The organism is Janthinobacterium sp. SUN073 (assembly GCF_030397665.1).
Classification (GTDB): Bacteria; Pseudomonadota; Gammaproteobacteria; order Burkholderiales; family Burkholderiaceae_D; genus Janthinobacterium.
On sequence record NZ_JAPUBT010000001.1, the window covers coordinates 745,701 to 769,936 of the forward strand.

A 24,236-nucleotide genomic window follows, 5' to 3' on the forward strand; every position below is an offset into this window, starting at 1 on the left:
AACACATGTCTGACAACCAAGACGACCAAAGCGCGGAAGACGATTGGGGCGCGGCCATTGCCGAGCAGGCCAAGGCGGAAGCCGAAGCGCTGCAAAACCAGGCCGCCAATACGGCCAGCGCGGCCAGCGCCGCCGTGTTCAAGGACTTTTCCAAGCAGGCGTCGAAGTCGGAAACGCACAACGATATCGATTTCATCCTCGATATCCCCGTGCAGCTGACAGTCGAACTGGGCCGCACCAAGATCGCCATCAAGAACCTGCTGCAACTGGCACAGGGTTCCGTGGTCGAGCTCGACGGCCTGGCGGGCGAACCGATGGACGTGCTGGTGAACGGCTGCCTGATCGCCCAGGGCGAAGTGGTGGTGGTGAATGACAAGTTTGGTATCCGCCTGACCGACATCATCACGCCTTCCGAACGCATCCGAAAATTGAATAAATGAAGCCTGGCCTGTTGATTTCCACCGTGCTGCCGCTCATGGCGGCATGCGGCATTGCGCTGGCGGCGCCCGCTTCGGCGCCCGTACCAGCTTCGGCCCCGGCTGAAACGGCGGCGGCCAGCGCAGCTGCCGAAGTTGCATCTGAAAAACCCGCTGCAGCCGCTGCGGCGGCACCCGCGCCTGCCGCCGCCCTGCCCGCCATGCCGGCGGGCGCGCCCATGACGATGGCGCCGACGAGCTCGGCCGGCAGCTTGCTGCAAACCATCTTGGCGCTCGTGTTCGTGCTGGCCCTGCTGATCGGCCTGGCCTGGTTCATGAAGCGCTATGGCCCCAAAGTCATGGGCGGCAACAACAAGATGCGCGTCGTCAGTTCGCTCAACCTGGGCGGACGCGAACGCATCGTCCTCGTCGAAGTGGCCGACCAGTGGATCGTCGTCGGCGCCTCGCCCGGCCGCATCAACGCGCTGGCCACCATGCCGCGCCAGGAAGGCGAGTTGCCGCAACTGGCAACGACGCAAAACGGCCCCGCGGCCGCCAATTTTTCCGAGTGGCTGAAACAGACCATCGAAAAACGCAATGGGAAATAAGCAGCAGATGGCGTGGTCCCACGTAAAGACTCCCCTGACCTGGCTGCTGGCGGCGGCCACCCTGGCCTTGCCGCTATGGGCCATGGCCCAGCCCGGTATCCCGGCCTTCAACAGCACGCCGGCGCCGGGCGGCGGACAGAATTACTCGCTGCCGGTGCAGACGCTCATCCTGATGACGTCGCTCACCTTCCTGCCGGCGGCGCTGCTGATGATGACCTGCTTCACGCGCATCATCATCGTGCTGTCCCTGCTGCGCCAGGCCATCGGCACGCAATCGGCGCCGCCGAACCAGGTGCTGGTGGGACTGGCCCTGTTCCTGACCCTGTTCGTCATGGGCCCCGTGTTCGACAAGATCTATACGGATGCGTACCAGCCGTATCAGGAAAACAAGATCAGCATGCAGCAAGCGATGGACAAGGGTGTCGATCCCCTGAAAACCTTCATGCTCAAGCAGACGCGCCAGGCCGACCTGGCGCTGTTTGCCAAGATGTCGCGCTCGCCCGCCCTGCAAGGCCCGGAAGACGTGCCGCTGCGCATCCTCGTGCCCGCCTTCGTCACCAGCGAACTGAAGACGGCATTCCAGATCGGCTTTGCCATCTTCATCCCGTTCCTGATCATCGACATGGTGGTCGCCAGCGTGCTGATGTCGATGGGCATGATGATGATGTCGCCCGCGACCATCTCGCTGCCGTTCAAGCTGATGCTGTTCGTGCTGGTCGATGGCTGGCAATTGCTGCTGGGCTCCTTGTCTCAGAGTTTTTACTAGGGGAAATACGATGACACCCGAAAGCGTCATGACCCTGGGCCGCCATGCGATGGAAATCACCCTGATGGTGGCCGCGCCCATGCTGCTCGTCGCCCTCATCATCGGCTTGATCGTGAGTATTTTCCAGGCGGCCACGCAGATCAACGAGGCGACCCTGTCCTTCATCCCCAAGCTGGTCGGCATCTTCGTCGCCCTCGTCGTGGCCGGTCCGTGGATGCTGTCCGTCATGCTCGACTACATGCGCCAGGTCTTCACGGGCATCCCGAACCTGGTGGGTTAGTGCAGCCATCGCTGACCCTCCTATGCTGACCCTGTCGAGCATCGAACTGAATACCTGGATCGCAGCACTGCTGTGGCCGCTTAGCCGCATCCTCGGCCTGATTGCGGCCGCCCCCCTGTTCGGCAACGCGGCCGTGCCGGCCACCGTCAAGGTGACCCTGGGCGCGCTGCTGGCTATGATCATCGCCCCCACCGTGCCGGCCTTGCCTGCCGTCAACCCGATGTCCTTGCCCGGCTTGCTGATCCTGACGCAAGAGATGCTGGTGGGCCTGGCCATGGGCTTTTCCATCCGCATCGTGTTTTCCGCCGTCGAAATGGCCGGCGAGCTCAGTAGTCTCACCATGGGCCTGGGCTTCGCCTCGTTCTTCGACCCGCAAACCAAGGGCAGGTCTTCCGCCATCAGCCAGTTCCTCGTCATGCTGGCCACCTTGATGTTTTTGACAGTCAACGGCCACCTGGTCTTGCTGGCGGCGCTGGCGGAAAGTTTTGTCAGCCTGCCCATTTCATCGAGTCCCATCAGCGGCGGCGGCTTCCAGCAATTGGCGGCCTGGGGCGGGGAAATCTTCCGTTCCGGCCTGCAAATTTCGCTGCCCATCATCGGCGCCCTGCTGCTGACCAACGTGGCGCTGGGCATCTTGACGCGGGCCGCGCCACAGCTGAACATTTTCGGTATCGGCTTCCCCGTCACCCTGGGCGTGGGCTTGCTGGTGATCGGCATGGTCTTGCCCTACCTGGCCACACCGTTCCAGAACATGTTCCTGCGCGGCATAGAAACGGCGCGTTTGCTGCCGCGCGGCTTTGCCACGCGCGACCGCCCGCCGCCGCCCGCGCCGCCGAACCCCTTGCGCCCCGAGCCGCCGGCAACACCGGCACGCTAAGACCGGCGATCAATGCTGGTCAGTGCTGAGCGCCAGGCGCCAGCGCCGCAGGTCGACGCTCAGCCGCAACTGGTGATATTTGACCAGGTAGCGCACGCCGACCAGCGCCGCCGCCAGCCCCGACAGGGCGGCGATGCCCAGCGCCCAGCGCGGGCCGAAGGTGTCGGCCACCCAGCCCACGATGGGTGCGCCCAGCGGCGTGCCGCCCGCCGAGATGGCCAGCAGGATGGCCATCACGCGGCCCCGCATGGCGGGCGCCGTCGACAGTTGCACACTGCTGTTGACGCTGGTGGTAAACGTTTGCGCGGCGATGCCGATGACCACCAGCATCATGCCGAACAACCAATAATTGGGCATCACGGCGGCCAGCGCACAGGCCAGGCCGAACAGCGCCGCCGCCCCCAGCAGCAAGGCCAGCGTGGGCTGGCCCCGCCCCGCCGCCAGCAGGGCACCGGCCACGGAACCGCACGCCATCACGGAACTGAGCACGCCATACTGGCCGGCACCCGCATGGAAGGCTGTCACGGACATGGTCGACAGGAAAATCGGGAAGTTCAGGCCGAAGGTGCCGATCAGAAACAGCATCAGCAGGATGGCCATCAGGTCGGGCCGCTGGCGCACGTAGCGGAAACCCTCGCCCAGGCTGGCCCGCGTGGCTTTCAGGCGCGGCGCGCGGCGCAGCAATTCCACGCGCAGCAGCAACAGCGACCCGATCACGGCCGCAAACGAGACGGCGTTGATGATGAAGACCCAGCCGCTGCCGACGCTGCTGATGAGCAAGCCGGCCACCGCCGGGCCCAGCATGCGCGCCGCATTGAACGAGGTGGAATTGAGCGCCACGGCATTGGTCAAATCTTCTTCGCCGACGATTTCGGAAACAAAAGTCTGGCGCACGGGCGAATCGAAGGCCGTCACGCAGCCCAGCAGAAAAGCAAACACATACACATGCCACAGTTGCACAAGGCCGCTGATGCACAACAAACCCAGGCCTAGCGCCAGCAAGCCCATGGCCGCCTGCGTGCACAGCAACAACTTCCTGCGATCCAGCAAGTCGGCCGCCATGCCTGTCAGGGGCAGCAAGAGCAGTTGCGGGCCAAATTGCAAGGCCATGACGATGCCGACGGCGCTGGCATTGTGCTGCGTCAATTCACTCAGCACCAGCCAATCCTGCGCCGTGCGCTGCATCCAGGTGCCGACATTCGACACCAGGGCGCCGCCGGCCCAGATACGGTAATTGGGATTGCGTAGCGAACGGAATGTGTTGTTCATCTGGGCGTGCGGGCTCCTTGCCGGGGTCGTGGTGGAAAATTCAGCGGATCATTGCGCCAAGCGTTTGAGTAATGCCATCGCATGGTTCAGTTCGGTGACTTCGTCCGGCGTGAGCCGGGTTTCAATCGTGCGCGCCAGCCAGTCTTCGCGCGCGGCGCGGCTGGCCGCGATCCAGGCGCGGCAACTGTCCGTCAGGCTCAAGAGCGTCTGCCGGCCATCAAGCGGATCGGGCGAACCCGTCACCATCTGTGCTTCCGTCAAGGCTTGCACGGTGGCGGCCATCGACTGCGGACGCATGCCTTCGGCACGCGCCAGGCTGCTGGCGGTGGCCGGACCGTCGCGTTCGAGGCGGCTCAGCACTGATGCCTGCGACATGCTGACATCGCCCAGATGCGCTTCTTCGCGCAGGCGGCGACGCAGCTTGCCGATCAGGATGCGCAATTCGCTGGCCAGTTGCAGCACGCGCTCGTGATCGTTGTGTTTTTCTTGCGGAGTGGTCATGGCAGCCGTGTGGTGGATCAACGGCCTCCACTATAACAGATAGACAGGTAGACTGCACAGTTTACCTGTCTATCTTACCTGGATAGCCAGATTGCGGACGCAAAAAAGCCGGGGCGGGAGATGCACTCCCTACCCCGGCTTGCTATCGCGACGGATGGCTTAGCTGATGTAATTGAACAGCGACAGGCCCGAGATCGAGGTGAACGTTTTCTGCGCCGCCTGCAGGGTGACTTGCTGCTGGCTGAAGTTGGAAATGGCTTTCACCATGTCCAGGTCTTGCAGGTCCGACAGCGTGGTGGCGTACTGGATGTCGAGGTCGTCGCCGGCGCTGTCGAGATAATCGAGTTCCTTCATGCGCGAACCGACTTCCGCGCGTACGGACAGGACATTGTCGTAGGCCGTGTCGAGAATATTATGCGCGGCGTTCAAGCCGTTCGTCAGGCGCGCCTGCCCCGCATCGCCGCTGCCCGGCTGGCGCAGCACGCCGATCAGGTTTTTCACGGTGGTAAACAGCGATTCCTTGGCGCTCGGCTCCAGCGTAAAGCTGTCCAGGTCGGCCGGCTTGCCCGTGATGTTCACTTGCTGGCCGTCGAAGGTGATGGCGTCGCCCGCCTTGTAGGCGATGGGCACGGCGGGATTCGGCACCGTCTGGCCCAGGGTGGCGTCCGTGACGGTGTACGTGGTGACGGCGGCGGTACCCGTGCCCGTGACCTTGAAATCGATCGAATACTTGTGCCCCGTCAATGCCGACGGGTCCGTCACCGTGCCGCCCGAAACGACGCCCGAGCCGCCGCGCGTAAAGTTGGCGGTGGCTGCCGCCGTGGTGAACTTGCCGTTGCCGGTCAGGTTATTCTCGAACACGGTGGCGCCGGAATCGCTGGTGGCCAGATAGCGCGCCGAACCCACCTGCAGTTCGCGCTGGCCCTGGTCGCCCACATAGGTGGCGCCCGTCGGCGTCTGGCTGAATGGCTGGGTGGTGGATTTATAGCCGGAAAACAGGTAGCCGCCGGCACCGTCGGCCGTGTTGGCGATGCCCATCAAGTCGGTCAGCCGGCCTTCCAGCTCCTTGGCCAGGGTATCGCGGTCGACATCCTGAAGGGCAGGATTACCGGCCTTCAGTACCAGGTCCTTCACGTCGGCGATCAGCGAAGTAGTACTGGCCAATGCCAGCTCTTCCTGCGACAGGAAATTCTTCGCGTTCGAGCGGTTCGTCACGAACTGGGTATTGATCGATTGCGACTGCGTCACTTCCAGCGCGCGCGCCGAGGCGATCGGGTCGTCGGCCGGCGTCAGGTTGCGGCGGTTCGACGACAGCTGCATCTGCGTACGGTTCAGGGCGCCCTGCAGATTATTCAGCTGCGAGCTGCCCTGGTCATAAATCATTCGTGTACTGATGCGCATGATGCTGCCCTTCCAGAAAGCCGCCGCGCACTGCGCCGCGGTAAAAATTGATTAACGTCCCAGGCCGATCACCACGTCGAACAGGGTGCTGGCGATCTGCATGACCTTGCCGCACGCCTGGTAGGACTGCTGGTAGCGCAGCAGGTTGGCCGCCTCTTCGTCGAGGTTGACGCCGGAGACGGCCTGCTGCTGGGTGCTGACCTGCTGCAGCAAGGCCAGGCTGGCCAGGCCGCTGACCTGTACTTCGCGTGTCTTGTTGCCCACGAAGCTGACGGTTTGTGCATACGAACCCTGGAACGTGGCATTGCCGCCATCAAGGATGTTCTTCGTCTGCAAGCCCGCCAGCAGCGCCGCATTGCGGTTGTCGCCCACGCCGCCCGTATTGGGCTTGATCGTGAAGGTATCGCCCTGCGCCGGCGTGCCCGTCATGCTGACGTTGATGCCGCCAAAGCTGAAGTTGTCGCCTTCCGTATACGGGATGTTCGCCGTGCCGGCCGGATAGGTCGTGGTGGCGCCATTCAAGCCCTTGACCGTCACCGCCTGGCTGGCCGGGAAACCCGTCAGCGAGGTGGTCGCCTTGTCGTAGGTCAAGGTCAGGGGCCCCGTCAGGGCATTGCCCGGGCTTAGGTAGGCCTTGTCGACGGAGCCGGCGCCGAGCTTGCCCGTGCCCGTATTGGCCACCGGCGCCGAGGTGGCGATGGGGGCGGCGGCGGCAATCTTGTTGCGGTCGGTGATCAGCACGTTCAGGCCGGCCGCGCCATTCGCCGTCGGCCTGATGACGTAGTTGTCGCCCTGGGCGGCCGTGCCCGAGATCGAGAAATCGACGCCGTCGATGGTTTGCGGCGCCGTTTGCGGATACGGATTGATGATGGTGTGTGCGCCGTCCGATTCGCGCGTCACCACATAGTTGCTGCCGTCGTATTTCAGGCTGTAATCGCTGGCCGTCAGCTTGGTGGGGTCGCTGACCTTGGCCGACAGCACGGTGGTGCTGCTGGCGTTGTTGCCGCGGTCGGCGCCGATCACGGGGTCCGGTATCTTGAAGAAATCGCCGCCCATGGCGCCATTCAAGTCCTGGCCCAGCTTGTGCTGGTCATTGAAGGTGCTGGCCAGCGCGATGGCCACCTTGCCCAGCGAGTTCTGCACATTGTCCAGGGTGCCGCTGCGGAAGTCCAGCAAGCCGCCCAGCGAGCCGCCGGTCAGGGAGCTGTCCGGCAGCACACTGACGGTACTGCCCGTGACATAGCCCACCTCGATGCGGTTCGGGTCCGTCCGCGAAGGCGTGGCCGCCAGCTCAAAGCTGCGGTCCGCCACCACCAGCGGCTGGCCCGCGCCGATGGAAATGGTGACGGTATTGTTGGCAGCGGGTTGCACCGTCGCCTTGACATATTTGTTCAATTCCGTGATCAGCTGGTCGCGCTGGTCCAGCAGATCGTTGGGCTGGTTGCTGACATCGACCGACAGCTGGGAAATCGACTTGTTCAGGTCGGCGAGCTGCTTGGCATAGGTATTAATTACCGTCACATTCGACGTGATCTGCGAATTGACGCCGTCGCCGATCTCCGTCAGGCGCGCGCTCAAGCCCTGGAAACGGGAAGTGAGCGAGCCGGCGCTCGACAGCAACGCCTGGCGCGAGGCGACCGACGAGGGATTGGCGCTGAAATCCTGCACGCCCTTGAAGAAATCCTGCATGGCGGGCGACAAGCCCGCCGTGGGGTCGGCCAGCAAGTTGTCGATCTGGCTGATCTGCGTGTAATAGCTATCGAGCGCGCTGGTGGCGCTTTGTGCGGCATTGACCTGGGTGGCCATGAAGCTGTCGTATTGGCGCTTGATCTGCGACACTTCCGTGCCCGTGCCGACGAAGCCATAGCCGGCAAAGTTCGACTGCGAGGTCTGCTGCAGCACCACCTGGCGGTTGTAGCCAGCCACGTTGGCATTGGTGATGTTATGCCCGGTCGTCGACAGGCCCACCTGCGCTGCAAGCAAACCGCTCTTACCGATGCTGAGTAGATTCGAAGTCATGGTGTCTTATTGGTTACCGTCACATGTATTTACGGCAGCCGCGGCGAAAACTTGAAGCGCGCGGCCTGCACAGGGGCACGGCTGGTGGTTAGCCGACCAGCGAATGCTTGATAATTTTTGTCAATTTAGCAGCGTAATTCGGGTCCGTCGCGTAGCCGGCCTTTTGCAAGCCCTGGGCGAAGGTGCTGGCGTCGCCCGCGCTGGCCAGCACTTTTTCATAGCGTTTGTTGTTGGTAATCAACTGCGCATAATCCTTGAAACTGTCCGCGTAGCTGTCATAGGCGCGGAATTTTTCCACCTTGCGCTGCGCCTTGCCATTCACATACTCCGTGGTGACGGCTTCCGTGACCTTGCCCTTCCAGTCGCTGGATGCCTTGATGCCGAACAGGTTGTGGCTGCTGCTGCCGTCGCGGGCGATGATTTCGCGCTTGCCCCAGCCTGTCTCCAGCGCTGCCTGGCCCAGCATGAACTTGGCCGGGATGCCGGTGGCGCGGCTGGCTTCTTCCGCATGCACGCCCAGCTTTTCCTGGAAGGCGCGCACATGCGGCGCCTGCGTGGCATTGGCCTTGTCGCTCAGGGTCTTGCCGCTGCCGCTGGCACTGCTTGCACCGTCGGTGAGGGCGCCCTGCTGCTGGCGGAACGCGGCCAGCGCCTGCGCCATGCTCGACGAGCGGGGCGACGGCGCTTCGGCGCCATCGGCGGCCAGCGCCTGGTTCGAGGACGACAGCTGGCGGATCAGCACGTCCGCCAGGCCGGTGCCCCGCTTGGCCAGGTTCTGGCTCGTCTGCTGGTCCAGCATCGAGGTATACATCTTGCTTTGCTGGCTATCCATGATGCCATCCTGCGGCGAGGCTTCCCGCATGCTTTTCATCATCATGTTGATGAACATGGCTTCAAATTGCGTGGCCGCCTCTTTCAGGGCGGCGGGGTCCTTCGCCTTGGCGGACTGGCGCAAGCCATCCATGCCCTTGACGTCGTAGGCGGCGGTATTGCTGAGGTCGGTTTGGCTGATCATGGCGTGCCCATCAAATGATTTCAAGTTCGGCGCGCAGCGAACCGGCCGCCTTCATCGCCTGCAGGATGGCCAGCAAGTCTTGCGGCGAGGCGCCGATGGCGTTCAAGGCTTTCACCACGTCGGACAGCGAAGCGCCGCCCTTGACCAGCATGACCTTGCCCGGTTCCTTCTTGATATCGATCTGTGCCGTCTGCGTGACCACCGTGCGTCCGCCCGACAGGGGCGCCGGCTGGCTCACCTGTGGCTCGACATTGATGGTGACGGACAGGTTGCCGTGCGAAATGGCGCATGTTTCCAGGGTCACGGACTGGTTCATCACGACGGAACCGGTGCGCGCATTCATGATGACCTTGGCCGCCAGGCGGGCCGGATTGACTTCGATGCTTTCCAGCTGGCCCAGGAAGGTCACGCGCTGGTCGCTGCCGCCCGGCGACTGCACCTGAATCACGCGCCCGTCCAGCGCGGCGGCCGTGCCGGCGCCGTAGCGGCTGTTGATGGCGTCGACCACGCGGCTGGCGGTGGCGAAATCGGTGGCGTTCAATTCCAGGCGGATGGTGTTATTGGCGCCCAGCACCGAGGGTACAGTGCGCTCGACGGTGGCGCCGCCCGAGATGCGCCCCACGCTCAGGTGATTGATGACGATGGAGCTGCCGGCCGCCTGCGCGCCCACGCCGCCCACCAGGACATTGCCCTGCGCCATGCCGTACACCTGGCCATCGGCGCCCTTCAATGGCGTCATCAATAATGTGCCGCCGCGCAAGCTTTTCGCATTGCCCATCGACGACACGGTCACGTCCAGCATCTGGCCCGGCTGGGCAAACGCGGGCAAGGACGTCGTCACCATGACGGCGGCCACGTTTTTCAGCTGCAAACTGGTGCCTTGCGGCAAGTTGATACCTTGCTGCTGCAGCATCGCCGCCACGCTCTGGATGGTGAACGGCGTTTGCGTGGTCTGGTCGCCGCTGCCGTCGAGGCCGACGACGAGGCCATAGCCCATCAACTGATTCTGGCGCACGCCGGCGATGCTGGCCAGGTCCTTGATGCGCTCGGCTTGCGCCATCGGCGCCAGCAGGGCGCAAGCCAGGCCGGCAATGGCCAAACAGCGGGGGAAGGTAAAAGTGGCCATGATCAGAATGGCAACAGGCTGAGGAAGAAGCGCGAAGCCATCGATGCCATTTCGGCACGGTCGATCTGGCTGTTGGTGCGGTACTCGACGCGCGCATCGGCCACCTGGGTCGAGGGCACGACGTTGCCCGTGCCGATGGTGTCCGGATTGACCATGCCCGAGAAGCGGATGAATTCCGTGCCCTTGTTCATGGCGATCTGTTTTTCGCCGGCGACGATCAAGTTGCCGTTTGGCAATACCTCGATCACCGTCACGCCGATCACGCCGGAAAAGGTGTTGCTGGCGGACTGGTTGTCGCCGTCCGCAAACTTGGTCGCGCCATTCGCCGAGACGGTGCCACCTAAACGGCCCTGGGCAAAACCAGGCGTACTGAAGCCCACGCTGCCCGACTTGTTGCCGGAACTGGCGCCCGCCTTGACGGCGTTCGTGCGCTCGGTGATGGCGATCGTCATGGTGTCGCCTACGTGGCGCGCGCGGCGGTCTTCGAAGGCGGGACGGTAGGTCGACGGCTGGTAGATGGAACCGTTGTTGACGACCACGGGTTCCGGCATCGGCGCGCGCGTGGTTGTCGGGTATTGCACGATGGACGTAGGCGTGATGGCGCAGCCGGACAACAGGACTGCGGACAACAGGGCGATGATGGGGTATTGCATGGCGAACCTCCGCTGCCATCCGGCGGCGGATGGCATGACGACTATGAAAATTAAAGTTGCGACAATTTCTGCAGCATTTGATCGGATGTGGTGATGGCCTTGCTGTTGATTTCGTAGGCGCGCTGCGTCTGGATCATGTTGACCATTTCCTCGGCCACGTTGACGTTCGAGGTCTCGATATAGCCCTGCATCAGCACACCGGCGCCGTTGGTGCCCGGGGTATTCGTCTGTGCCACACCGGAAGCGCCCGTTTCCATGTACAGGTTTTCACCCTTCGATTCCAGGCCGGCCGGATTGACGAAGGTGGTCAGCTGCAGCGAGCCGATCTGCGATGGCGCGACGGTATTGGGCAAGGTCACGGAGACGGTGCCGTCGCGCGCCACGGTCAGGCTCAGCGCATTCGTCGGTACGGTGATGGCGGGCTGGATGACGAAGCCCTCGGAGGTCACCATCTGGCCATTGGCATCCGTCTGGAAGGAGCCGTCGCGCGTGTAGGCGGTGGCGCCATCGGGCAGCAACACCTGGAAGAAACCGGTGCCGTTGACCATCACGTCGCGCGAATTGCCCGACGCCTGGGGATTGCCCTGGGTATGGATGCGTTCGGTAGCCACGGTGCGCACGCCCGTGCCGATCTGCAAGCCCGACGGTAGCTGGGTTTGCTGCGACGATTGCGCACCCGGCTGGCGCACATTTTGATACAGCAAGTCTTCAAACACGGCGCGCGACTTCTTGAAGCCGGTGGTGCTGACGTTGGCCAGGTTATTGGCGATCACGTCCATCTGCGTCTGCTGCGCTTCCAGGCCGGTCTTGGCTATCCAAAGGGAACGAATCATGTTTTTTCTCCAATAACAGCGCTTGCCAGCCCTGTAGACTATTTCTATGTGACCATTATGCGACCGGCTCTATCAATTCAAAGCGAGGATCTGGGTGGCTTTCGCCGCGTTATTCTCGGCATTCTTCAACAAGCTCATTTGTGTTTCGAACTGGCGCGCCAGGGCGATCATGCTGACCATCGAGTCGACGGGGCTGACATTGCTGCCTTCCAGCGCGCCCGTGGTCAATTTGACGGCCTGGTCGGCTTGCGCCACCGTGCCATCCTTCAGGCGGAACAGGCCGTCGTCGCCACGCACCAGCTGCTGCTCGGGCGGGTTGACCAGCTTGATGCGTCCCAGCACCGTGGACGGGCCCGGCGGCACGTCGGTGGAAATCGTGCCCACCGTGCCGTCGCTGGCGATGGCCACCGTCACGCCGGGCGGAATGGCCAGCGGACCCGTATCGCCCTGCACCATCAGGCCCGACTGCGTCTGCAGCATGCCGTTCTCATTCATTTTCAAGGCGCCGTTGCGCGTGTAGGCTTCGGAACCGTCGGCCGACTGCACCGCGATCCAGCCGCCATTTTCCACGGCCACGTCGAGCGCGCGGCCCGTGTGCTGCATGGGTCCTTGCGTGAAATCGGAACCGACCGTCGAATCGACGACAAAGGCGCGCGTCGGCATCATGCCGTCGGCCACCACGGGCACGGCGCGAAACGAGTCGAGCTGGGCACGGAAACCCGTGCTGGTGGCGTTCGCCAGGTTGTTCGCCGTGGTCGCCTGCTTGTCCAGGATGTGCTTGGCGCCCGAGCCGGCGGTGTAGATGAGACGGTCCATGTGTTTCTCCGTGCAAAACAAAAGCTGGGGTCAGACCCGGCGGGGGAATGCGCCGCAATGCGGCACATTCCGGTCACGAAGTGACTGACTCCCTGATTATTAGCGCAAGTTCACCAGGGTTTGCAGAACAGAATCCTGCGTCTTGATGGTCTGCGCATTCGCCTGGTAGGCGCGCTGGGCCGTGATCATGTTGACCAGTTCGGCCGTCAGGTCCACGTTCGACACTTCCACGGACGAGGCGCGCAAGTCGCCCAGGCCGCCCGAGCTCGGCGAACCCGTCATGGGACTGCCCGAGGTCGAGCTTTCCACCCAGGCGTTGTTGCCCAGCGGTTCGAGGCCATTCGGATTGGCAAACTTGGTCAACACCACCTGGCCCAGGTCGCGCGTCTTGCCATTGTTGTACTGGCCCTGGATCACGCCATCGGAACCCACGACGAAACGGTCCAGCTGACCGGCCGCATAGCCATCGGCCACGGTGCGCTTTTCGCTGGTGGATGAACTGAGCTGGGTGGAATTGGTAAAGTCGACCTTGATCGCCAGGTTGGCGTTCGCGCCCGTGGCGGGGAAGACGGGCAGGTTGACCGTCACCGGCAGGGTTTGCGGTGGCGTCAGGCCCAGCATGGCGGCCTTGTCCAGGCTGCCGACGCTATTGAACACCAGCGAGGCCGACCTCACGGCGGGCACCTCGGTCACCGAGGAAATATTGGCGTCGATCTGGTCTGGCGTCAGGCTGGAATTGACGCCGTTGGGCACAGCGCTGCCATAGGTGGCGCTGATGGCATTCAACTGGGCGGTACTGGCACCGGCCAGCACCGCGGCGGCGCGCACGGCGGCGCCGGCCGCATTGCCATAGGCGACAGCGGCGGTCGTGATAGCCGCCGGCACCAGCGGCACGGCCGTGACGGCGGCCTGGTAGGCGGCGCGCGCGGCCACCGAAGCGGCATCGGTTTGCGCCGCGGACGCCACTTTCGCGCTGGTAATTTCCTTGCCGTCAGTCGTTGTGTAAACATCCCAGGTATTGGTGCCCGTCTTGACATAGAAATTGGACATGGTGTGCGCATTGCCCAGAGAATCATAGACGGGCACGGGGAATTGCTGGGTCCACGACTTTTGCTCGCCCACGCTGAACGGCACCACGGTCGGCATGGCCGATTTGGAATCGAGGTTGATCTGGGTATCGACCTTGGTGGTCGCCTTCGGCGCCATGTCGGACGGATCGATCTGCAGCGGTACGGTGGCGCCGGCCAGGATCTTGCCGTTCGCGTCGGCCGGATAACCGGTCAGCTGGGCTTTCTGCGCATTGATGATGAAGCCGCTCTTGTCGACCTGGAACTGGCCGTTGCGCGAATACTGGATGGCGCCGTTCACGCTGGTGCGGAAGAAACCGCCGCCATTGATGGCGATGTCGAGCGGATTCGACGAGCTTTCCAGGTTACCCTGGTTGAACAGTTGCGCCACTTGCGACACGGCCACGCCGATGCCGGGCTGGTTGCCGCCCACGCCATACAGCGAGTTGGCATAGATGTCGGCGAACTGCGCCTGCGATTGCTTGAAACCCACGGTGGCCGAGTTGGCGATGTTGTTGCCGATGACGTCCAGCGATTTGGCGGCGCCGTTCAAGCCGCTCAGGCCTTGTTGGAAAGACATTGTGTTCTCCTGGTAGAAAATAGGGGTAGAGGGTCTACGCTACAAATGAGCGGCTTACAAAATCTGCTTCACATCGGCCATGGTGATGCTGCCCACGCCCGGCACGTTCAATTTCACGCCGCCGGCGCCCGTCGACACGCTGGCGACCGAACCGAACATCAGCGCCGCCGCATCCGTGAGCTTGGCGCCGCCGCGCGTGGCTTCCACCGAAAAGGTGTAGGCGCCGTCGGCCAGCACGACCGGCTTGCCATCCTTGTCGAGCTCGGCCGTGGAGCCGTTCCAGCCCAACGGCAAGGTACCCGCATCCTGCGGGCCCAGGTCGATGGAATGGACTTCCTTGCCCGCACTGTTGTAGATGATGACCTTGACGCTGTCGGCCGGCGTGGCCAGGTCCACGCCCATCAGGGCCGCACTCTTGCTCAGGGTGATATTCTTGCCTGCCGTCAGCACGCCGTGGCCGATGATATTCGCCGCCTGCATGGATTCGGCCTGCTGGTAGCTGGTTTTGAGCGTTTCCAGCGTGGTATTGAGCTTGTTGACGCCCGTCACCGTGGACAGCTGGGCCAGCTGGCTCGTCAGCTGCGCATTGTCCAGCGGGTTCATCGGGTCCTGGTTTTGCAGCTGGGTCACCAGCAGGGTCAGGAATTTGTTCGTTTCTTCCTCGACGCTGCCCTTCGCGGCCGTGGTCTTCTTCGGATTCATCGTCGCCATCAAGTCGGTGACGGTGGCGGTGCTGGTATCGATGGTTGCCATAATGATCAGTCAGCCTTATTGGCCGAGCGTAAGGGTTTTCAGGAGCAGCGACTTGGCCGCGTTCATGGTTTCCACGTTGGTCTGGTACGAACGCGAGGCCGACAGCATGTTGACCATCTCGTCGACCGTATTCACGTTGGGCATGGTGACGTAGCCCTTCTCGTCGGCCAGCGGGTTCTTCGGGTCGTAGACCAGCTTCATCGGCGACGGATCTTCGATCACCTTCTGCACCTTGACGGCCGTGGCGCCGTTGGCCATGGGCACGACTTCGAACACCACCTGCTTGGCGCGGTAGGCTTCGCCGCTGGCGCTGGTGGCGCTGTCGGCATTGGCCAGATTGCTGGCCACCGTGTTCAGGCGCTGCGCCTGGGCGCTCATGGCCGAACCGGAGACATTGAAGATATTAAACAGCGACATGATTATTGTCCTCCCTGGATGGCCGTCAGCATGCCCTTGATCTGCGAGTTGAGGAACGTCACGGCCGCCTCGTAGCGGATGGCGTTGTCGGCAAAGGCGTTGCGTTCAAGATCCATGTCCACCGTATTGCCGTCGACGGCACCCTGGGCCGGCGCGCGGTACAGCAGCGGCGTGCCGTCAGCCAGTGTCTCGACCTTGCCGCCCGTGCTGCCAACGGTGGCGGCGACGCCCTTGCCCGGCATATGCTGCGGCGCCGTACCCTTCAGGGCCGGCGGTACGCCATCCTTGCGCGCCATCGCCCCCTTCAGCGCGCTGGCGAAATCGACATCGCGCGCCTTGTAGTTGGGCGTATCGGCATTCGCGATATTCGAGGCGAGCAATTCCTGGCGCGTCGAGCGCAGGCTCAGCGCCGTCTCGTTGAAGCGCATGTAATCGTCGAGTTTCCCTATCATGTCAGGCTCCGGAAAGATCTGCCACTGGCGCCTGAGATGGCGGAAGGATGGCGGTATAGTGATGACAGGAAACATAGTACGGCGCCCACCGGCAAGGCCATCGCCGGATCAGACCGTACTTTTACCCCTTAATCGGCGCTTCGATCAGGGCGGCGCGCACTATCATGGCAGTATTCCAGAGGCCTATCACCATGAAAACACCGCTTGCTTTCTTCTTCGCTCTTGCCGCCCTGCCACTGCTGGCGCAGGCGCAAAACGCCGGCCGGCAGACCCCGGAAGCGCTGCGCGACAGCGTGGAACAATTCCTGCAAGTGCAAAGCAATGGCTTGCCAGGCAAGGTGACGGTCACCGTCGGCGCCGTCGATCCGCGCCTGAACCTGGCCGCCTGCCCCGCGCCGCAAGCGTTCATGGCGCCAGGCGCGCGCGCCTGGGGCAAGACCACCGTGGGCGTGCGCTGCACGGCCCCAAGCAACTGGACCATTTATTTGCAAGCCAACGTGGCCGTCGTGGGCGACTACGTGGCCAGCGCCGTGCCGCTGGCACAAGGGCAAGCCATCGACGCCAGCCAGCTGGTGACGATGCAGGGCGACCTGGCGGCATTGCCGGCAGGCATCGCCACCGACATGGCCCAGGTGGTGGGTGCCAGCACGAATATTTCCTTGCCACCAGGCACGCCGATGCGCCTCGACACCCTGCGCCGCAAGCCGGTGGTCATGCAAGGCCAGCTGGTGCGCGTCGTTTCAAGTGGCAACGGTTTCCAGGTGGCATCAGAAGGACGCGCCATCGGCAGCGCCGGCGATGGCCAGACGGTGCAGGTACGCACGCAAAGCGGCCAGCAGATCAGCGGCGTGGCGCGCGCGGGTGGCATGGTGGAGGTCGCCTTTTAACGCGAATAGATAGCGATATTGTAGTCTGGCGCACTAAAGTTCCTGGATAAGATGCCGATAAGAAGTCATATCCCGGAGTTTTTTGACTTCGACCAGACGAGGATCACGCTGTGAAAATTACCGATAACACCATTAAAAGCAATCCCGGCCTGCCGGTGGCGCCCGCGAATACCTCCGGCGCCCGGAATGCCGAGAAAGCCCAGGCAACACCGACGACGTCGGACAATGTACGCCTGTCGCCGCAAGGACAGGCATTAGCGGCCAGTGCAACTGCCGGCAGCGGCGCCGTGTTCGACACGAAAAAAGTCGAACGCATCAAGCTGGCGATCGCTGACGGCCAGTTCCAGGTCAACTCTGAAAAAGTGGCGGACGGTCTCCTCGACACAGTCAAGGACTTGCTGCACTCACGAAATAGATAGGTTTCCTCATGCAATCAGTGACTCCGTTTTCCAGCCTGCGCGACGAGCAACAGCTCATGACCACATTGCTGGCATTGATGAAAGAAGAACAGCGGCATCTGGTTGCGGCTGACATCGATGCAATCACGGAGCTCACGGTGCGCAAGACGGCACTCGTCGGACAATTGAGCCAGCTGGCGGCGCAACGCCACCAGGCGCTGGCGGCAGCCGGTTTCACGGCCGCCGAAGCGGGCATGGAAGACTGGCTGATCAGCGCCAGCGAAGCCGAAGCGGCGCCCCTGTGGAAAGCCCTGCTCGACACCACGCGCGAAGCGAAAGAACAGAACCGGCTCAACAGCCTGCTGGTCAACAAGCACATGCTGCACACGCAAGGCGCCCTGAACGCCATGCGCCCCACGGCCCAGAGCGGCAATTTCTACGGCCCCAGCGGCCAACCGATGACCAACACGGCCAGCCGGCGCGTCGTCATTGGCTAAGCGTCTTCCAATTTCATCCCAGCGCGGGGAACAGCAGCGACAGGCACAGCAATAAGCCATTGCTGCTCGCATGCGCCGTGGCCGCCGCCACATAAGCGGGTCCCGGCCCCATGCTGCGCGCAATCAGGTAGCTGGCGGCAAACGTGCATCCCGCAATGAACGTCATGCTACCGTGCAAGATACCGGCGCCATTCATCACATGACCGAAGGAAAATAGCGACGCACTAGCAAGCATGCAGACCATGGCTGGCACCTTGAAGCGGCGCAGCAACTCGATCGGCAGCCAATGCCCTAGCACCGTCTCGAACAGCGGCGCCCAGACGACAGCCATCCAGAACATCATCGACGTGCCGGCCCCCTCCAGGGATGCCGCGGCGGAACCGCCCAGCTGCTGCGGCGTCAACAAGGCCATGGCGGCCAGCGCCAACGGTACACAGATAAGACAATTAATTGCACCCACGCATGATCCCAGCAGCATGGCGCCGCGCATAGGATGTGTTGCCATGCTGGCCCGCAGCGCAGCCAGGTTGACAGCCAGTCGTGGCACCGGCAAGTTCGTCGCTTTCAACATCCGCGTATTGCTCCTCATGGCGCATCCTGCCCACACGGGCAAGTCTACGGCCATCATAGCCCGGCACAGCCATGCGAAACTACGTCAATTGTTGCAGCATACAGATCAGCGCGTGTCAGCCATGCGCGGGTCGCCCCGTATGCTGACGGTACTTCGCCGCGATGGCCTGCGCCCTGGCGCTGGCGGCAGCCTGCTGCTCTGGCGTCAGTTCCGCCTGCAGCCAGTGCCAGTATTCATCCTGATACGGATTGGTGACGCCGGGAGCGAGGATATCGTCGTAGACGAGTCGCAGGGCCAGCAGGTAGCCATACGCTTGCGGCGCATCCTTCCGCACCACCTCGCCATCGCGCAGATACGCCATCATCAGGGTAGCCACGCTGGAGAGTTCCGCCTCGTCCGCCTGCGCCGTCAGCTGGGCGATGGCTTGCCGCTTCCATGCCTGCACCAGCGGATCGTCGGGACGGTTGCGCAGCGCGCTGCGGTCGCCGAACGGGCCTTCCGACAGGAACAGGGTGGCGGCGCCCGGCACGCCCGCCTTCGCGGCGGTGGCCAGGTAAGCCAGGCGATCGTCGCGCTGGCGCTGCGTCAGGCCCGCGCACAGCTGCTGCTGGGCGGCTTTTTCTTCTGCCGTCATCTCGCGTCCCAGCTCGAATTCCAGCCCCGGCAAGCGGCTTTCGCGCTGGAAGACGATGCAATCGTCGAGCAGGTTGTAGGCCGCATACGCGTCTTCCGCCCTGCCGCTGGCGGCCAGGCGTTCGAGCCGCTGCGCCAGAGACACGACAAGAGGCGCTTCAGCAGCAGGGACGGAAGCATCGATATGCAAATACGATTCCAGGCTGCGTCCCGGCGGCGCGCTGGCGGCAGCGACGCCCGCTTCCGGCGCGCCGCCTTCGGGCGCAGGCCAGTACGCCAGCGCCAGCACTGCGGCGATGGCGGCGGCGATGGCAATGCCGGTAAGCTTGATATTCATCATGAGTGGCGCGCGTGGACTGGAAGCGCACGTTACCACAGGTGTGCGGCCGCATGCCGCACGCGGCGCGGGCAATCAGCCGCCGGCTTTTTTCGCCTGGTGGCCCAGCTTGACCAACGCGGCCACGATGGTGTCCACGTGGTCACCCTGCACTTCGATCACGCCATCCTTGACGGTGCCGCCCGAGCCGCACTGCGTGCGCAGCTGCTTGCCCAGCAGGGCCAGCGCGATGGCATCCAGCGCCAGGCCTTTCACCACGGTGACGCTCTTGCCGCCACGGCCCTTGGTCTGGCGCGACACGCGCACCACGCCATCGCCCGCCGGCGCCGCCTTGGCTTGTGCCTTGCACGCGCATTGCGCCAGCGGCTGGCGGCAGGCGGGACACATGCGGCCCGTTTCAGTGGAATACACGAGACCGCCCAGGGAACTGCTTTTCATGATGGAGAGATAAAAAGGGAGAAGGCCGCGATTGTACCAAGCGCCAGGGGTCAGTTGGCCGGTGCCGGCGCAGGTATAGGTGCGACGGGCGCCGTCGGCACTTCCGTCACCGTCTCGGGGATGCCCGACAAAATCGTCACGGCGACCCTGCGGTTGCGCGCCCGCCCTTCCGGCGTGGCGTTCGGCGCCACGGGAATGTTGTCGGCGTGGCCCACGGCCGTCAGGCGCGAGGCTTGCACGCCGCTGGCGATGAACAGGCGCACCACGGCGCTGGCGCGCGCGGCCGACAATTCCCAGTTCGAGGCAAAGGTCGAATTGCTGATCGGCTGGACATCCGTATGCCCTTCCACCTGCACGTCGTGCGTATCATCCTTGAGCAACACGGCCACGGCGCGCAAGGCCTGGTCCGACTCCATCGTCAGCCCTGCGGCGCCCGGGTCGAACAGCACGCTGGCATTGATTTCCACACTCACGCCGCGGCTCGTCTGCGTGACCCGCACCTTGCCTTCCTTGACCAGCGGCGCCAGGGTGGACGTGAGGTCCTGCGCCAGGCGCGTCATGTGCTCACGCTCGCGGCGGATGGCTTCCGTGCGGCGTTTCAGGGCGGGATTCGGCAGCGGGATGGCTTGCGGCGCTTCCATGACGATGGGCGGCGCGCCCTTTTCCAGGCTGAAGGCCTGGCCGATGGCATTCTGGAAGACGCGGTACTTGCCTTCGTTGACTTGCGAAATCGCGTACATGACGACAAAAAAGGCGAACAGCAAGGTGATGAAGTCGGCGTACGAGATCAGCCAGCGGTCCTGGTTGTCCGGTTCCTCGTCATACTTCCTGCGCGCGCGCCGCATCATGCTCAGTGCTCGTGCAGCAGGCTGGCCACGCGCTCTTCGATGATGCGCGTGTGGTCGCCCGTGGCGATGTCGTACAGCACGGCGGCCGTGATTTCATACTGCAGCACGCGGCGCGAGACGATGGCCTTGAGCTTGTTCGCCACCGGCAGGAACAGCAGATTGGCCAGGCCGACGCCATAAATGGTCGAGACAAACGCCACGGCAATGCCGCTGCCCAGTTTGCTCGGGTCGGTGAGGTTTTCCATCACGTGGATCAGGCCCAGCACGGCGCCCAGGATACCGATGGTGGGCGAATAGCCGGCCGCCGACTCCCACACCTTGACGGCCTGGCGCTCGGCCATTTCGTAGGCGGAGATTTCCACGTCGAGCAACTGGCGCAGCTTGTCGGGCGCGATGCCGTCGACGATCATCCTCAACCCCTTGGCATTGAAGCGGTCGGCCGTGTTTTCCATCAGGCGTTCGAGTGCCAGCGGGCCGTCGCGGCGCGCCGTCAAACTCCATTGCCCGATGTCGCGCGCCAGCGCGGCACGCGTGTCGGCTGGCGGCAGGAACACCCAGCGCAGCATTTCCAGGCCGCGCACGAAGGTGCGCAGCCGCGTTTGCAGCAGCACGGCGCCGAAGGTGCCGACGATGACGATGGCGAAGGCGGCCGGCTGCAGCAGGGAGGCCATCTTGCCGCCTTCCAGTGCCTGGCCGACCAGCAGGCCCGCCAGCGCCAGCGCCAGCCCGATTACGCTGGACCAGTCCACGCCAGCTCCCTCAAGGTTGCGCGCAGGCGCGCGACGGCCTGGGTATGCAGCTGCGAGACGCGCGATTCGGACACGCCCATCACCGCGCCGATCTCTTTCAGGTTCAGCTCTTCTTCGTAGTACAGGCCCATGAGCATTTTCTCGCGTGGCGGCAGCGCGTCGATGGCATCGATCACGGATTGCCGGAAATCGGTATCGAGCAGGGACCGCAAGGGGTCGCTGTCCTCGTCCACGCAATGGCGGTCGAGAAAGCTGTCATTGCCGTCCGGGTCATGAAAGTCTTCGTAGTACAGCAACTGGTGGCCGCCGCCGTCGCCCAGCATTTCCTGGTAATCGACGAGCGACATTTTCAGCAATTTTGCCACTTCCGACTCCGTCGGCGGGTGTCCCAGGCGCTGCTGCAAAATGCTCATCGCCTCTTCGATCTTGCGCATGTTCTGGCGCATGCTGCGCGGCAGCCAGTCGCTGGTGCGCAATTCGTCGAGCATGGCGCCGCGGATGCGCAGCACGGCATACGTCTCGAACTGCGCGCCATGCGTCTCTTCATAGCGGCTGATGGCGTCGAGCAGGCCGATCATGCCGGCCTGGATCAGGTCATCGACCTCGACCGAAGGCGGCAATTTCGCCTTCATATGGTGCGCCAGACGCTTCACCAGCGGAATATGCTCCGTCAGCAAATAGTCCTTGTTCGATTTCCCTTTGACCGTGTACATAGGCTGCTTATTGTTTTAACTGCTATCGTGTGCTGATGATGGAATCAGACGCTGAACTGGTGCGGGCTCCCCGTCTGGTACAAGGTGCCACCGAGCACCGGCGCCGCCGAACGGGCCAGCCGCTCGGCCAGTCCGCGAAACGCCACCGAGGCTCCCGCCAGCGGAAAGGCATCGACCACGCTGCGGCCCAGACGCGCCGCGCGGTGCAGATACTCATCGGCAGGCACCGATCCCATCGAGGTCAGTTTCACGGCCAGGTAGCGGCTCGCCGCCTGCGCCATATTATCGTATACCACTTTTGCCTCGGATTCGGAAGCGCCGGTGACGAGAATGCCGAACGGACGGCGTCCCAGTTCCTGGCTCAGGCGCTTGATCAGGCAGTACGCCGCCTTGATCGAAGTGGCGCTGGTCGACACTTGCACCACGATATCGGACGAGGCCATCAGCGGCACGGGGAAGCAATCGCCCTCGTCGGCCATGATGCCGTCGACCAGCACGATGCCGCTCTGGCGCGCCAGCACCTCGAAGGTCTTGCCCAGGCGGCGCAGTTCTTCCGCCCCCGCATAGTCCATGCTGTCCATCAGGTGGTTGCGCGCGCCCAGGCTGGCCACGCCGAAGCCTTGCGGCACCTGGTGAATGACCTGGTTCAGGGCGCACTGCTGGCGCGCCACGTCGCGCAGGCTGGCGCCGTGCGCCAGTCCCAGGCGCGCGGCCACGCCATCGCTGCCGCCGCTGGCGTCGAGCAACAGCACGTCATTGCCGCCGTAGACCAGCGAGGCGCCCAGGTTGACCAGCATGGCACCCTTGTCGTCCTGCGGCGTGGCCGAGAGGAACGTCATGACGCGCGGCTGCGGGCCGGCCAGCATGCGGCGCAAGCCTTCGGCCTGATCGAAATCGAAATTAGCCAAGGCGCACCCCGCGCGCTTCATTGTTGCGGGCGGCAGCTTGCGCCATCAGCAGCGGCAGTTCGGCATCGGAAAACTGCGTCGCCGCCGCATCGCGCTTGAGCTTGAAGGCGCGGTCGATCAGGTAGCCGCGGTCGGCCAGGTACAGGTCTTCCGGCACGCGCTGGCCGTTCGACACATAAAACAGGTTCAGTTTCTGGCGGATCACCACGTCGAGCACATTGCCGATCGAGGCCGCTTCATCGAGCTTGGTCATGATGCAGCCGGCCAGGCCGCTGCCCTGATAGGCGCGCACCACTTCGTTCAAGGTTTCCTGCGTCGCCGTGGAGTTCAGGCACAGCAGACGTTTCACGTCGGCGCCGGCGCCCGACAGCATGGCCACCTGCTCCGTCACCATCTGGTCGCGCTGGCTCACGCCCACCGTATCGATCAGCACCGTATGCTTGTTCTTCAATTCTTTCAGGGCGATGCGCAAGTCCGCTTCATCCTTCACCGAATGCACCATCACGCCGAGGATCTTGCCGTAGATGCGCAGCTGTTCGTGCGCGCCGATACGATAGGCGTCCGTGGTGATCAGGGCCAGCTTTTCCGGGCCGTGGCGCATCACGCAGCGCGCCGCCAGCTTGGCCGTGCTGGTGGTCTTGCCGACACCGGTCGGGCCGACCAGCGCGAACACGCCGCCCTGCTCCAGCATGGCGTCTTCATTGGCGACGGTATTCAGGTTGCGGCTGAGGACGGTTTTGATCCAGCGCATGCTTTGCGCGCCATCGAGGCCGGCGGGCAGCTTGTCGATCAGGTAGCGCGCCAGGCTGGCCGAGAAACCGGCGGCCAGCATTTCGCGCAGCACGACGGCTTTTTGCGGCTCGCGCTGCTGCGTCGAGCCCCACGAGATTTCCGCCAGCTGGGTTTCCATCATGCCGCGCATGGCGCGGATTTCATTCATCATGCCGCTCATCTCGGCGGCGGCGTTCTCTTTGACGTGCGCCAGCGCGCTGGCCATCATCTGCTGCATGCGGGCCATGTCCACTGGCTCGCCGGCTGCCTGGCGCGGCGCGGCAGGACGTGGCGCAGCCGGGCGCTGGGCCGGGGCGGCCGGACGCTGCGGCGTGGCGAACTGGGTCTGCAACTGGGGACGGGGCTGGGACATTTCGGACGCGGCCGGCGGCGACGCCAGCGAAGCGGCATCGTCATTGGCCAGCGCGAGGATTTCCACCACGCCATCGGCCTGGCGGTTCGACAGGATCACGGCATCGGGGCCCAGCGCTTCGCGCACCTTGCGCAGCGCATCGCGCGACGAGGCGCCCGTAAATTTCTTCACATTCATGACCGGCCTCCCAAGGCGGGGGTGGCGCAATATTGGCTGAACTGTGTGACCATCGTCGACTCCTGTTGCTTGAGTGCTGTCTTCCAC

The 24,236-nt window shown here is 63.7% G+C and carries 29 protein-coding genes; 8 read left to right on the forward strand and 21 right to left on the reverse strand.

Features of this window, described 5'->3' with window-relative positions:
- Positions 1-5 precede the first annotated feature (5 nt).
- The 5 genes from fliN to fliR all read left to right on the forward strand — a co-directional run bounded on the left by fliN (position 6) and on the right by fliR (position 2,947).
- Positions 6-440, forward strand: a complete 435-nt coding sequence (gene fliN, locus O0882_RS03435) for a flagellar motor switch protein FliN (RefSeq protein WP_034754038.1) — start codon at positions 6-8, stop codon at positions 438-440.
- Entirely contained in the window at positions 437-1,024 is a 588-nt protein-coding gene (gene fliO, locus O0882_RS03440) for a flagellar biosynthetic protein FliO (RefSeq protein ID WP_289945366.1), read from the forward strand. Before fliN ends, fliO begins: the two co-directional genes overlap by 4 nt.
- 82 nt (positions 1,025-1,106) lie before the next feature.
- Positions 1,107-1,790: a flagellar type III secretion system pore protein FliP gene (gene fliP, locus O0882_RS03445; protein WP_253192912.1), complete on the forward strand. Its 684-nt coding sequence runs from the start codon at positions 1,107-1,109 to the stop codon at positions 1,788-1,790.
- Positions 1,791-1,800: 10 nt separating this feature from the next.
- Complete coding sequence (gene fliQ, locus O0882_RS03450; protein WP_035821365.1) at positions 1,801-2,070, forward strand: flagellar biosynthesis protein FliQ; 270 nt, start codon at positions 1,801-1,803, stop codon at positions 2,068-2,070.
- 22 nt (positions 2,071-2,092) lie between these two features.
- Positions 2,093-2,947: a flagellar biosynthetic protein FliR gene (gene fliR / locus O0882_RS03455; protein WP_289945368.1), complete on the forward strand. Its 855-nt coding sequence runs from the start codon at positions 2,093-2,095 to the stop codon at positions 2,945-2,947.
- Positions 2,948-2,956: 9 nt separating this feature from the next.
- On the opposite strand, the gene O0882_RS03460 is transcribed toward fliR, so the two are convergent.
- The 13 genes from O0882_RS03460 to flgB form a co-directional block, all read right to left on the reverse strand.
- A complete protein-coding gene (locus O0882_RS03460) occupies positions 2,957-4,216 on the reverse strand; it encodes an MFS transporter (RefSeq protein WP_289945370.1) in 1,260 nt (419 codons plus the stop codon).
- A 48-nt stretch (positions 4,217-4,264) separates the two neighbouring features.
- Positions 4,265-4,717, reverse strand: coding sequence for a MarR family transcriptional regulator (locus O0882_RS03465; protein ID WP_289945371.1), 453 nt, complete (start codon positions 4,715-4,717; stop codon positions 4,265-4,267).
- A gap of 159 nt (positions 4,718-4,876) precedes the next feature.
- Positions 4,877-6,118, reverse strand: a complete 1,242-nt coding sequence (flgL, locus tag O0882_RS03470; protein WP_289945372.1) for a flagellar hook-associated protein FlgL — start codon at positions 6,116-6,118, stop codon at positions 4,877-4,879.
- A 51-nt stretch (positions 6,119-6,169) separates the two neighbouring features.
- Entirely contained in the window at positions 6,170-8,137 is a 1,968-nt protein-coding gene (gene flgK / locus O0882_RS03475) for a flagellar hook-associated protein FlgK (protein WP_289945373.1), read from the reverse strand.
- Positions 8,138-8,225: 88 nt separating this feature from the next.
- Positions 8,226-9,152 (reverse strand): flagellar assembly peptidoglycan hydrolase FlgJ, encoded by a 927-nt coding sequence (gene flgJ / locus O0882_RS03480; protein ID WP_289945374.1) that lies wholly within the window; start codon positions 9,150-9,152, stop codon positions 8,226-8,228.
- 10 nt (positions 9,153-9,162) lie between these two features.
- The gene (locus O0882_RS03485; RefSeq protein ID WP_289946812.1) at positions 9,163-10,212 is read right to left on the reverse strand and encodes a flagellar basal body P-ring protein FlgI; all 1,050 of its coding nucleotides are present in this window, start codon (positions 10,210-10,212) and stop codon (positions 9,163-9,165) included.
- A 68-nt stretch (positions 10,213-10,280) separates the two neighbouring features.
- Positions 10,281-10,931, reverse strand: a complete 651-nt coding sequence (locus O0882_RS03490) for a flagellar basal body L-ring protein FlgH (protein WP_289945375.1) — start codon at positions 10,929-10,931, stop codon at positions 10,281-10,283.
- Positions 10,932-10,981: 50 nt separating this feature from the next.
- Positions 10,982-11,764 carry a flagellar basal-body rod protein FlgG gene (gene flgG / locus O0882_RS03495; protein ID WP_289945377.1) on the reverse strand — a complete coding sequence of 261 codons (783 nt, stop codon included), beginning with the start codon at positions 11,762-11,764 and terminating at the stop codon, positions 10,982-10,984.
- Positions 11,765-11,836: 72 nt separating this feature from the next.
- A complete protein-coding gene (locus O0882_RS03500; protein WP_289945378.1) occupies positions 11,837-12,580 on the reverse strand; it encodes a flagellar basal body rod protein FlgF in 744 nt (247 codons plus the stop codon).
- A 99-nt stretch (positions 12,581-12,679) separates the two neighbouring features.
- Positions 12,680-14,227 carry a flagellar hook protein FlgE gene (locus O0882_RS03505; RefSeq protein ID WP_289945379.1) on the reverse strand — a complete coding sequence of 516 codons (1,548 nt, stop codon included), beginning with the start codon at positions 14,225-14,227 and terminating at the stop codon, positions 12,680-12,682.
- Between the two features lie 54 nt (positions 14,228-14,281).
- On the reverse strand, positions 14,282-14,980 hold the full coding sequence (locus O0882_RS03510) for a flagellar hook assembly protein FlgD (RefSeq protein WP_289945382.1): 699 nt from the start codon (positions 14,978-14,980) through the stop codon (positions 14,282-14,284).
- A 15-nt stretch (positions 14,981-14,995) separates the two neighbouring features.
- Positions 14,996-15,397: a flagellar basal body rod protein FlgC gene (gene flgC, locus O0882_RS03515; RefSeq protein ID WP_289945384.1), complete on the reverse strand. Its 402-nt coding sequence runs from the start codon at positions 15,395-15,397 to the stop codon at positions 14,996-14,998.
- 2 nt (positions 15,398-15,399) lie between these two features.
- On the reverse strand, positions 15,400-15,849 hold the full coding sequence (gene flgB / locus O0882_RS03520; protein WP_289945386.1) for a flagellar basal body rod protein FlgB: 450 nt from the start codon (positions 15,847-15,849) through the stop codon (positions 15,400-15,402).
- Positions 15,850-16,040: 191 nt separating this feature from the next.
- On the opposite strand from flgB, the gene flgA reads away from it, so the two are divergent.
- From flgA to O0882_RS03535, 3 genes are all read left to right on the forward strand, one after another.
- Positions 16,041-16,736, forward strand: coding sequence for a flagellar basal body P-ring formation chaperone FlgA (gene flgA, locus O0882_RS03525; protein WP_289945387.1), 696 nt, complete (start codon positions 16,041-16,043; stop codon positions 16,734-16,736).
- 110 nt (positions 16,737-16,846) lie between these two features.
- Positions 16,847-17,155: a flagellar biosynthesis anti-sigma factor FlgM gene (flgM, locus tag O0882_RS03530; protein WP_034754089.1), complete on the forward strand. Its 309-nt coding sequence runs from the start codon at positions 16,847-16,849 to the stop codon at positions 17,153-17,155.
- An 8-nt stretch (positions 17,156-17,163) separates the two neighbouring features.
- A complete protein-coding gene (locus O0882_RS03535; protein ID WP_289945389.1) occupies positions 17,164-17,631 on the forward strand; it encodes a flagellar protein FlgN in 468 nt (155 codons plus the stop codon).
- Between the two features lie 13 nt (positions 17,632-17,644).
- Here O0882_RS03535 and O0882_RS03540 read toward each other — a convergent pair whose 3' ends face one another.
- The 8 genes from O0882_RS03540 to flhF form a co-directional block, all read right to left on the reverse strand.
- Positions 17,645-18,136, reverse strand: a complete 492-nt coding sequence (locus O0882_RS03540) for a CPBP family glutamic-type intramembrane protease (RefSeq protein WP_289945390.1) — start codon at positions 18,134-18,136, stop codon at positions 17,645-17,647.
- Between the two features lie 181 nt (positions 18,137-18,317).
- Complete coding sequence (locus tag O0882_RS03545) at positions 18,318-19,175, reverse strand: hypothetical protein (protein ID WP_289945393.1); 858 nt, start codon at positions 19,173-19,175, stop codon at positions 18,318-18,320.
- Between the two features lie 72 nt (positions 19,176-19,247).
- Complete coding sequence (locus O0882_RS03550; RefSeq protein ID WP_289945395.1) at positions 19,248-19,610, reverse strand: translation initiation factor Sui1; 363 nt, start codon at positions 19,608-19,610, stop codon at positions 19,248-19,250.
- 50 nt (positions 19,611-19,660) lie between these two features.
- The gene (motD, locus tag O0882_RS03555) at positions 19,661-20,455 is read right to left on the reverse strand and encodes a flagellar motor protein MotD (RefSeq protein ID WP_289946814.1); all 795 of its coding nucleotides are present in this window, start codon (positions 20,453-20,455) and stop codon (positions 19,661-19,663) included.
- 5 nt (positions 20,456-20,460) lie between these two features.
- Positions 20,461-21,207, reverse strand: coding sequence for a flagellar motor protein (locus tag O0882_RS03560; RefSeq protein WP_133989775.1), 747 nt, complete (start codon positions 21,205-21,207; stop codon positions 20,461-20,463).
- Positions 21,189-21,920 carry an RNA polymerase sigma factor FliA gene (locus O0882_RS03565; protein WP_071075839.1) on the reverse strand — a complete coding sequence of 244 codons (732 nt, stop codon included), beginning with the start codon at positions 21,918-21,920 and terminating at the stop codon, positions 21,189-21,191. Before O0882_RS03565 ends, O0882_RS03560 begins: the two co-directional genes overlap by 19 nt.
- Positions 21,921-21,964: 44 nt before the next feature.
- Positions 21,965-22,828, reverse strand: a complete 864-nt coding sequence (locus O0882_RS03570) for an antiactivator of flagellar biosynthesis FleN protein (protein ID WP_116746093.1) — start codon at positions 22,826-22,828, stop codon at positions 21,965-21,967.
- The gene (gene flhF / locus O0882_RS03575; RefSeq protein ID WP_099762516.1) at positions 22,821-24,149 is read right to left on the reverse strand and encodes a flagellar biosynthesis protein FlhF; all 1,329 of its coding nucleotides are present in this window, start codon (positions 24,147-24,149) and stop codon (positions 22,821-22,823) included. Before flhF ends, O0882_RS03570 begins: the two co-directional genes overlap by 8 nt.
- Positions 24,150-24,236 lie beyond the last annotated feature (87 nt).

Coding starts and splice junctions, on each gene's coding strand:
- fliN (WP_034754038.1), top strand. CDS start 6: ATGTCTGACAACCAAGACGACCAAAGCGCGGAAGACGATTGGGGCGCG.
- fliO (WP_289945366.1), top strand. CDS start 437: ATGAAGCCTGGCCTGTTGATTTCCACCGTGCTGCCGCTCATGGCGGCA.
- fliP (WP_253192912.1), top strand. CDS start 1,107: ATGGCCCAGCCCGGTATCCCGGCCTTCAACAGCACGCCGGCGCCGGGC.
- fliQ (WP_035821365.1), top strand. CDS start 1,801: ATGACACCCGAAAGCGTCATGACCCTGGGCCGCCATGCGATGGAAATC.
- fliR (WP_289945368.1), top strand. CDS start 2,093: ATGCTGACCCTGTCGAGCATCGAACTGAATACCTGGATCGCAGCACTG.
- O0882_RS03460 (WP_289945370.1), bottom strand. CDS start 4,216: ATGAACAACACATTCCGTTCGCTACGCAATCCCAATTACCGTATCTGG.
- O0882_RS03465 (WP_289945371.1), bottom strand. CDS start 4,717: ATGACCACTCCGCAAGAAAAACACAACGATCACGAGCGCGTGCTGCAA.
- flgL (WP_289945372.1), bottom strand. CDS start 6,118: ATGCGCATCAGTACACGAATGATTTATGACCAGGGCAGCTCGCAGCTG.
- flgK (WP_289945373.1), bottom strand. CDS start 8,137: ATGACTTCGAATCTACTCAGCATCGGTAAGAGCGGTTTGCTTGCAGCG.
- flgJ (WP_289945374.1), bottom strand. CDS start 9,152: ATGATCAGCCAAACCGACCTCAGCAATACCGCCGCCTACGACGTCAAG.
- O0882_RS03485 (WP_289946812.1), bottom strand. CDS start 10,212: ATGGCGCAAGCCGAGCGCATCAAGGACCTGGCCAGCATCGCCGGCGTG.
- O0882_RS03490 (WP_289945375.1), bottom strand. CDS start 10,931: ATGCAATACCCCATCATCGCCCTGTTGTCCGCAGTCCTGTTGTCCGGC.
- flgG (WP_289945377.1), bottom strand. CDS start 11,764: ATGATTCGTTCCCTTTGGATAGCCAAGACCGGCCTGGAAGCGCAGCAG.
- O0882_RS03500 (WP_289945378.1), bottom strand. CDS start 12,580: ATGGACCGTCTCATCTACACCGCCGGCTCGGGCGCCAAGCACATCCTG.
- O0882_RS03505 (WP_289945379.1), bottom strand. CDS start 14,227: ATGTCTTTCCAACAAGGCCTGAGCGGCTTGAACGGCGCCGCCAAATCG.
- O0882_RS03510 (WP_289945382.1), bottom strand. CDS start 14,980: ATGGCAACCATCGATACCAGCACCGCCACCGTCACCGACTTGATGGCG.
- flgC (WP_289945384.1), bottom strand. CDS start 15,397: ATGTCGCTGTTTAATATCTTCAATGTCTCCGGTTCGGCCATGAGCGCC.
- flgB (WP_289945386.1), bottom strand. CDS start 15,849: ATGATAGGGAAACTCGACGATTACATGCGCTTCAACGAGACGGCGCTG.
- flgA (WP_289945387.1), top strand. CDS start 16,041: ATGAAAACACCGCTTGCTTTCTTCTTCGCTCTTGCCGCCCTGCCACTG.
- O0882_RS03535 (WP_289945389.1), top strand. CDS start 17,164: ATGCAATCAGTGACTCCGTTTTCCAGCCTGCGCGACGAGCAACAGCTC.
- O0882_RS03540 (WP_289945390.1), bottom strand. CDS start 18,136: ATGGCAACACATCCTATGCGCGGCGCCATGCTGCTGGGATCATGCGTG.
- O0882_RS03545 (WP_289945393.1), bottom strand. CDS start 19,175: ATGATGAATATCAAGCTTACCGGCATTGCCATCGCCGCCGCCATCGCC.
- O0882_RS03550 (WP_289945395.1), bottom strand. CDS start 19,610: ATGAAAAGCAGTTCCCTGGGCGGTCTCGTGTATTCCACTGAAACGGGC.
- motD (WP_289946814.1), bottom strand. CDS start 20,455: ATGCGGCGCGCGCGCAGGAAGTATGACGAGGAACCGGACAACCAGGAC.
- O0882_RS03565 (WP_071075839.1), bottom strand. CDS start 21,920: ATGTACACGGTCAAAGGGAAATCGAACAAGGACTATTTGCTGACGGAG.
- flhF (WP_099762516.1), bottom strand. CDS start 24,149: ATGAATGTGAAGAAATTTACGGGCGCCTCGTCGCGCGATGCGCTGCGC.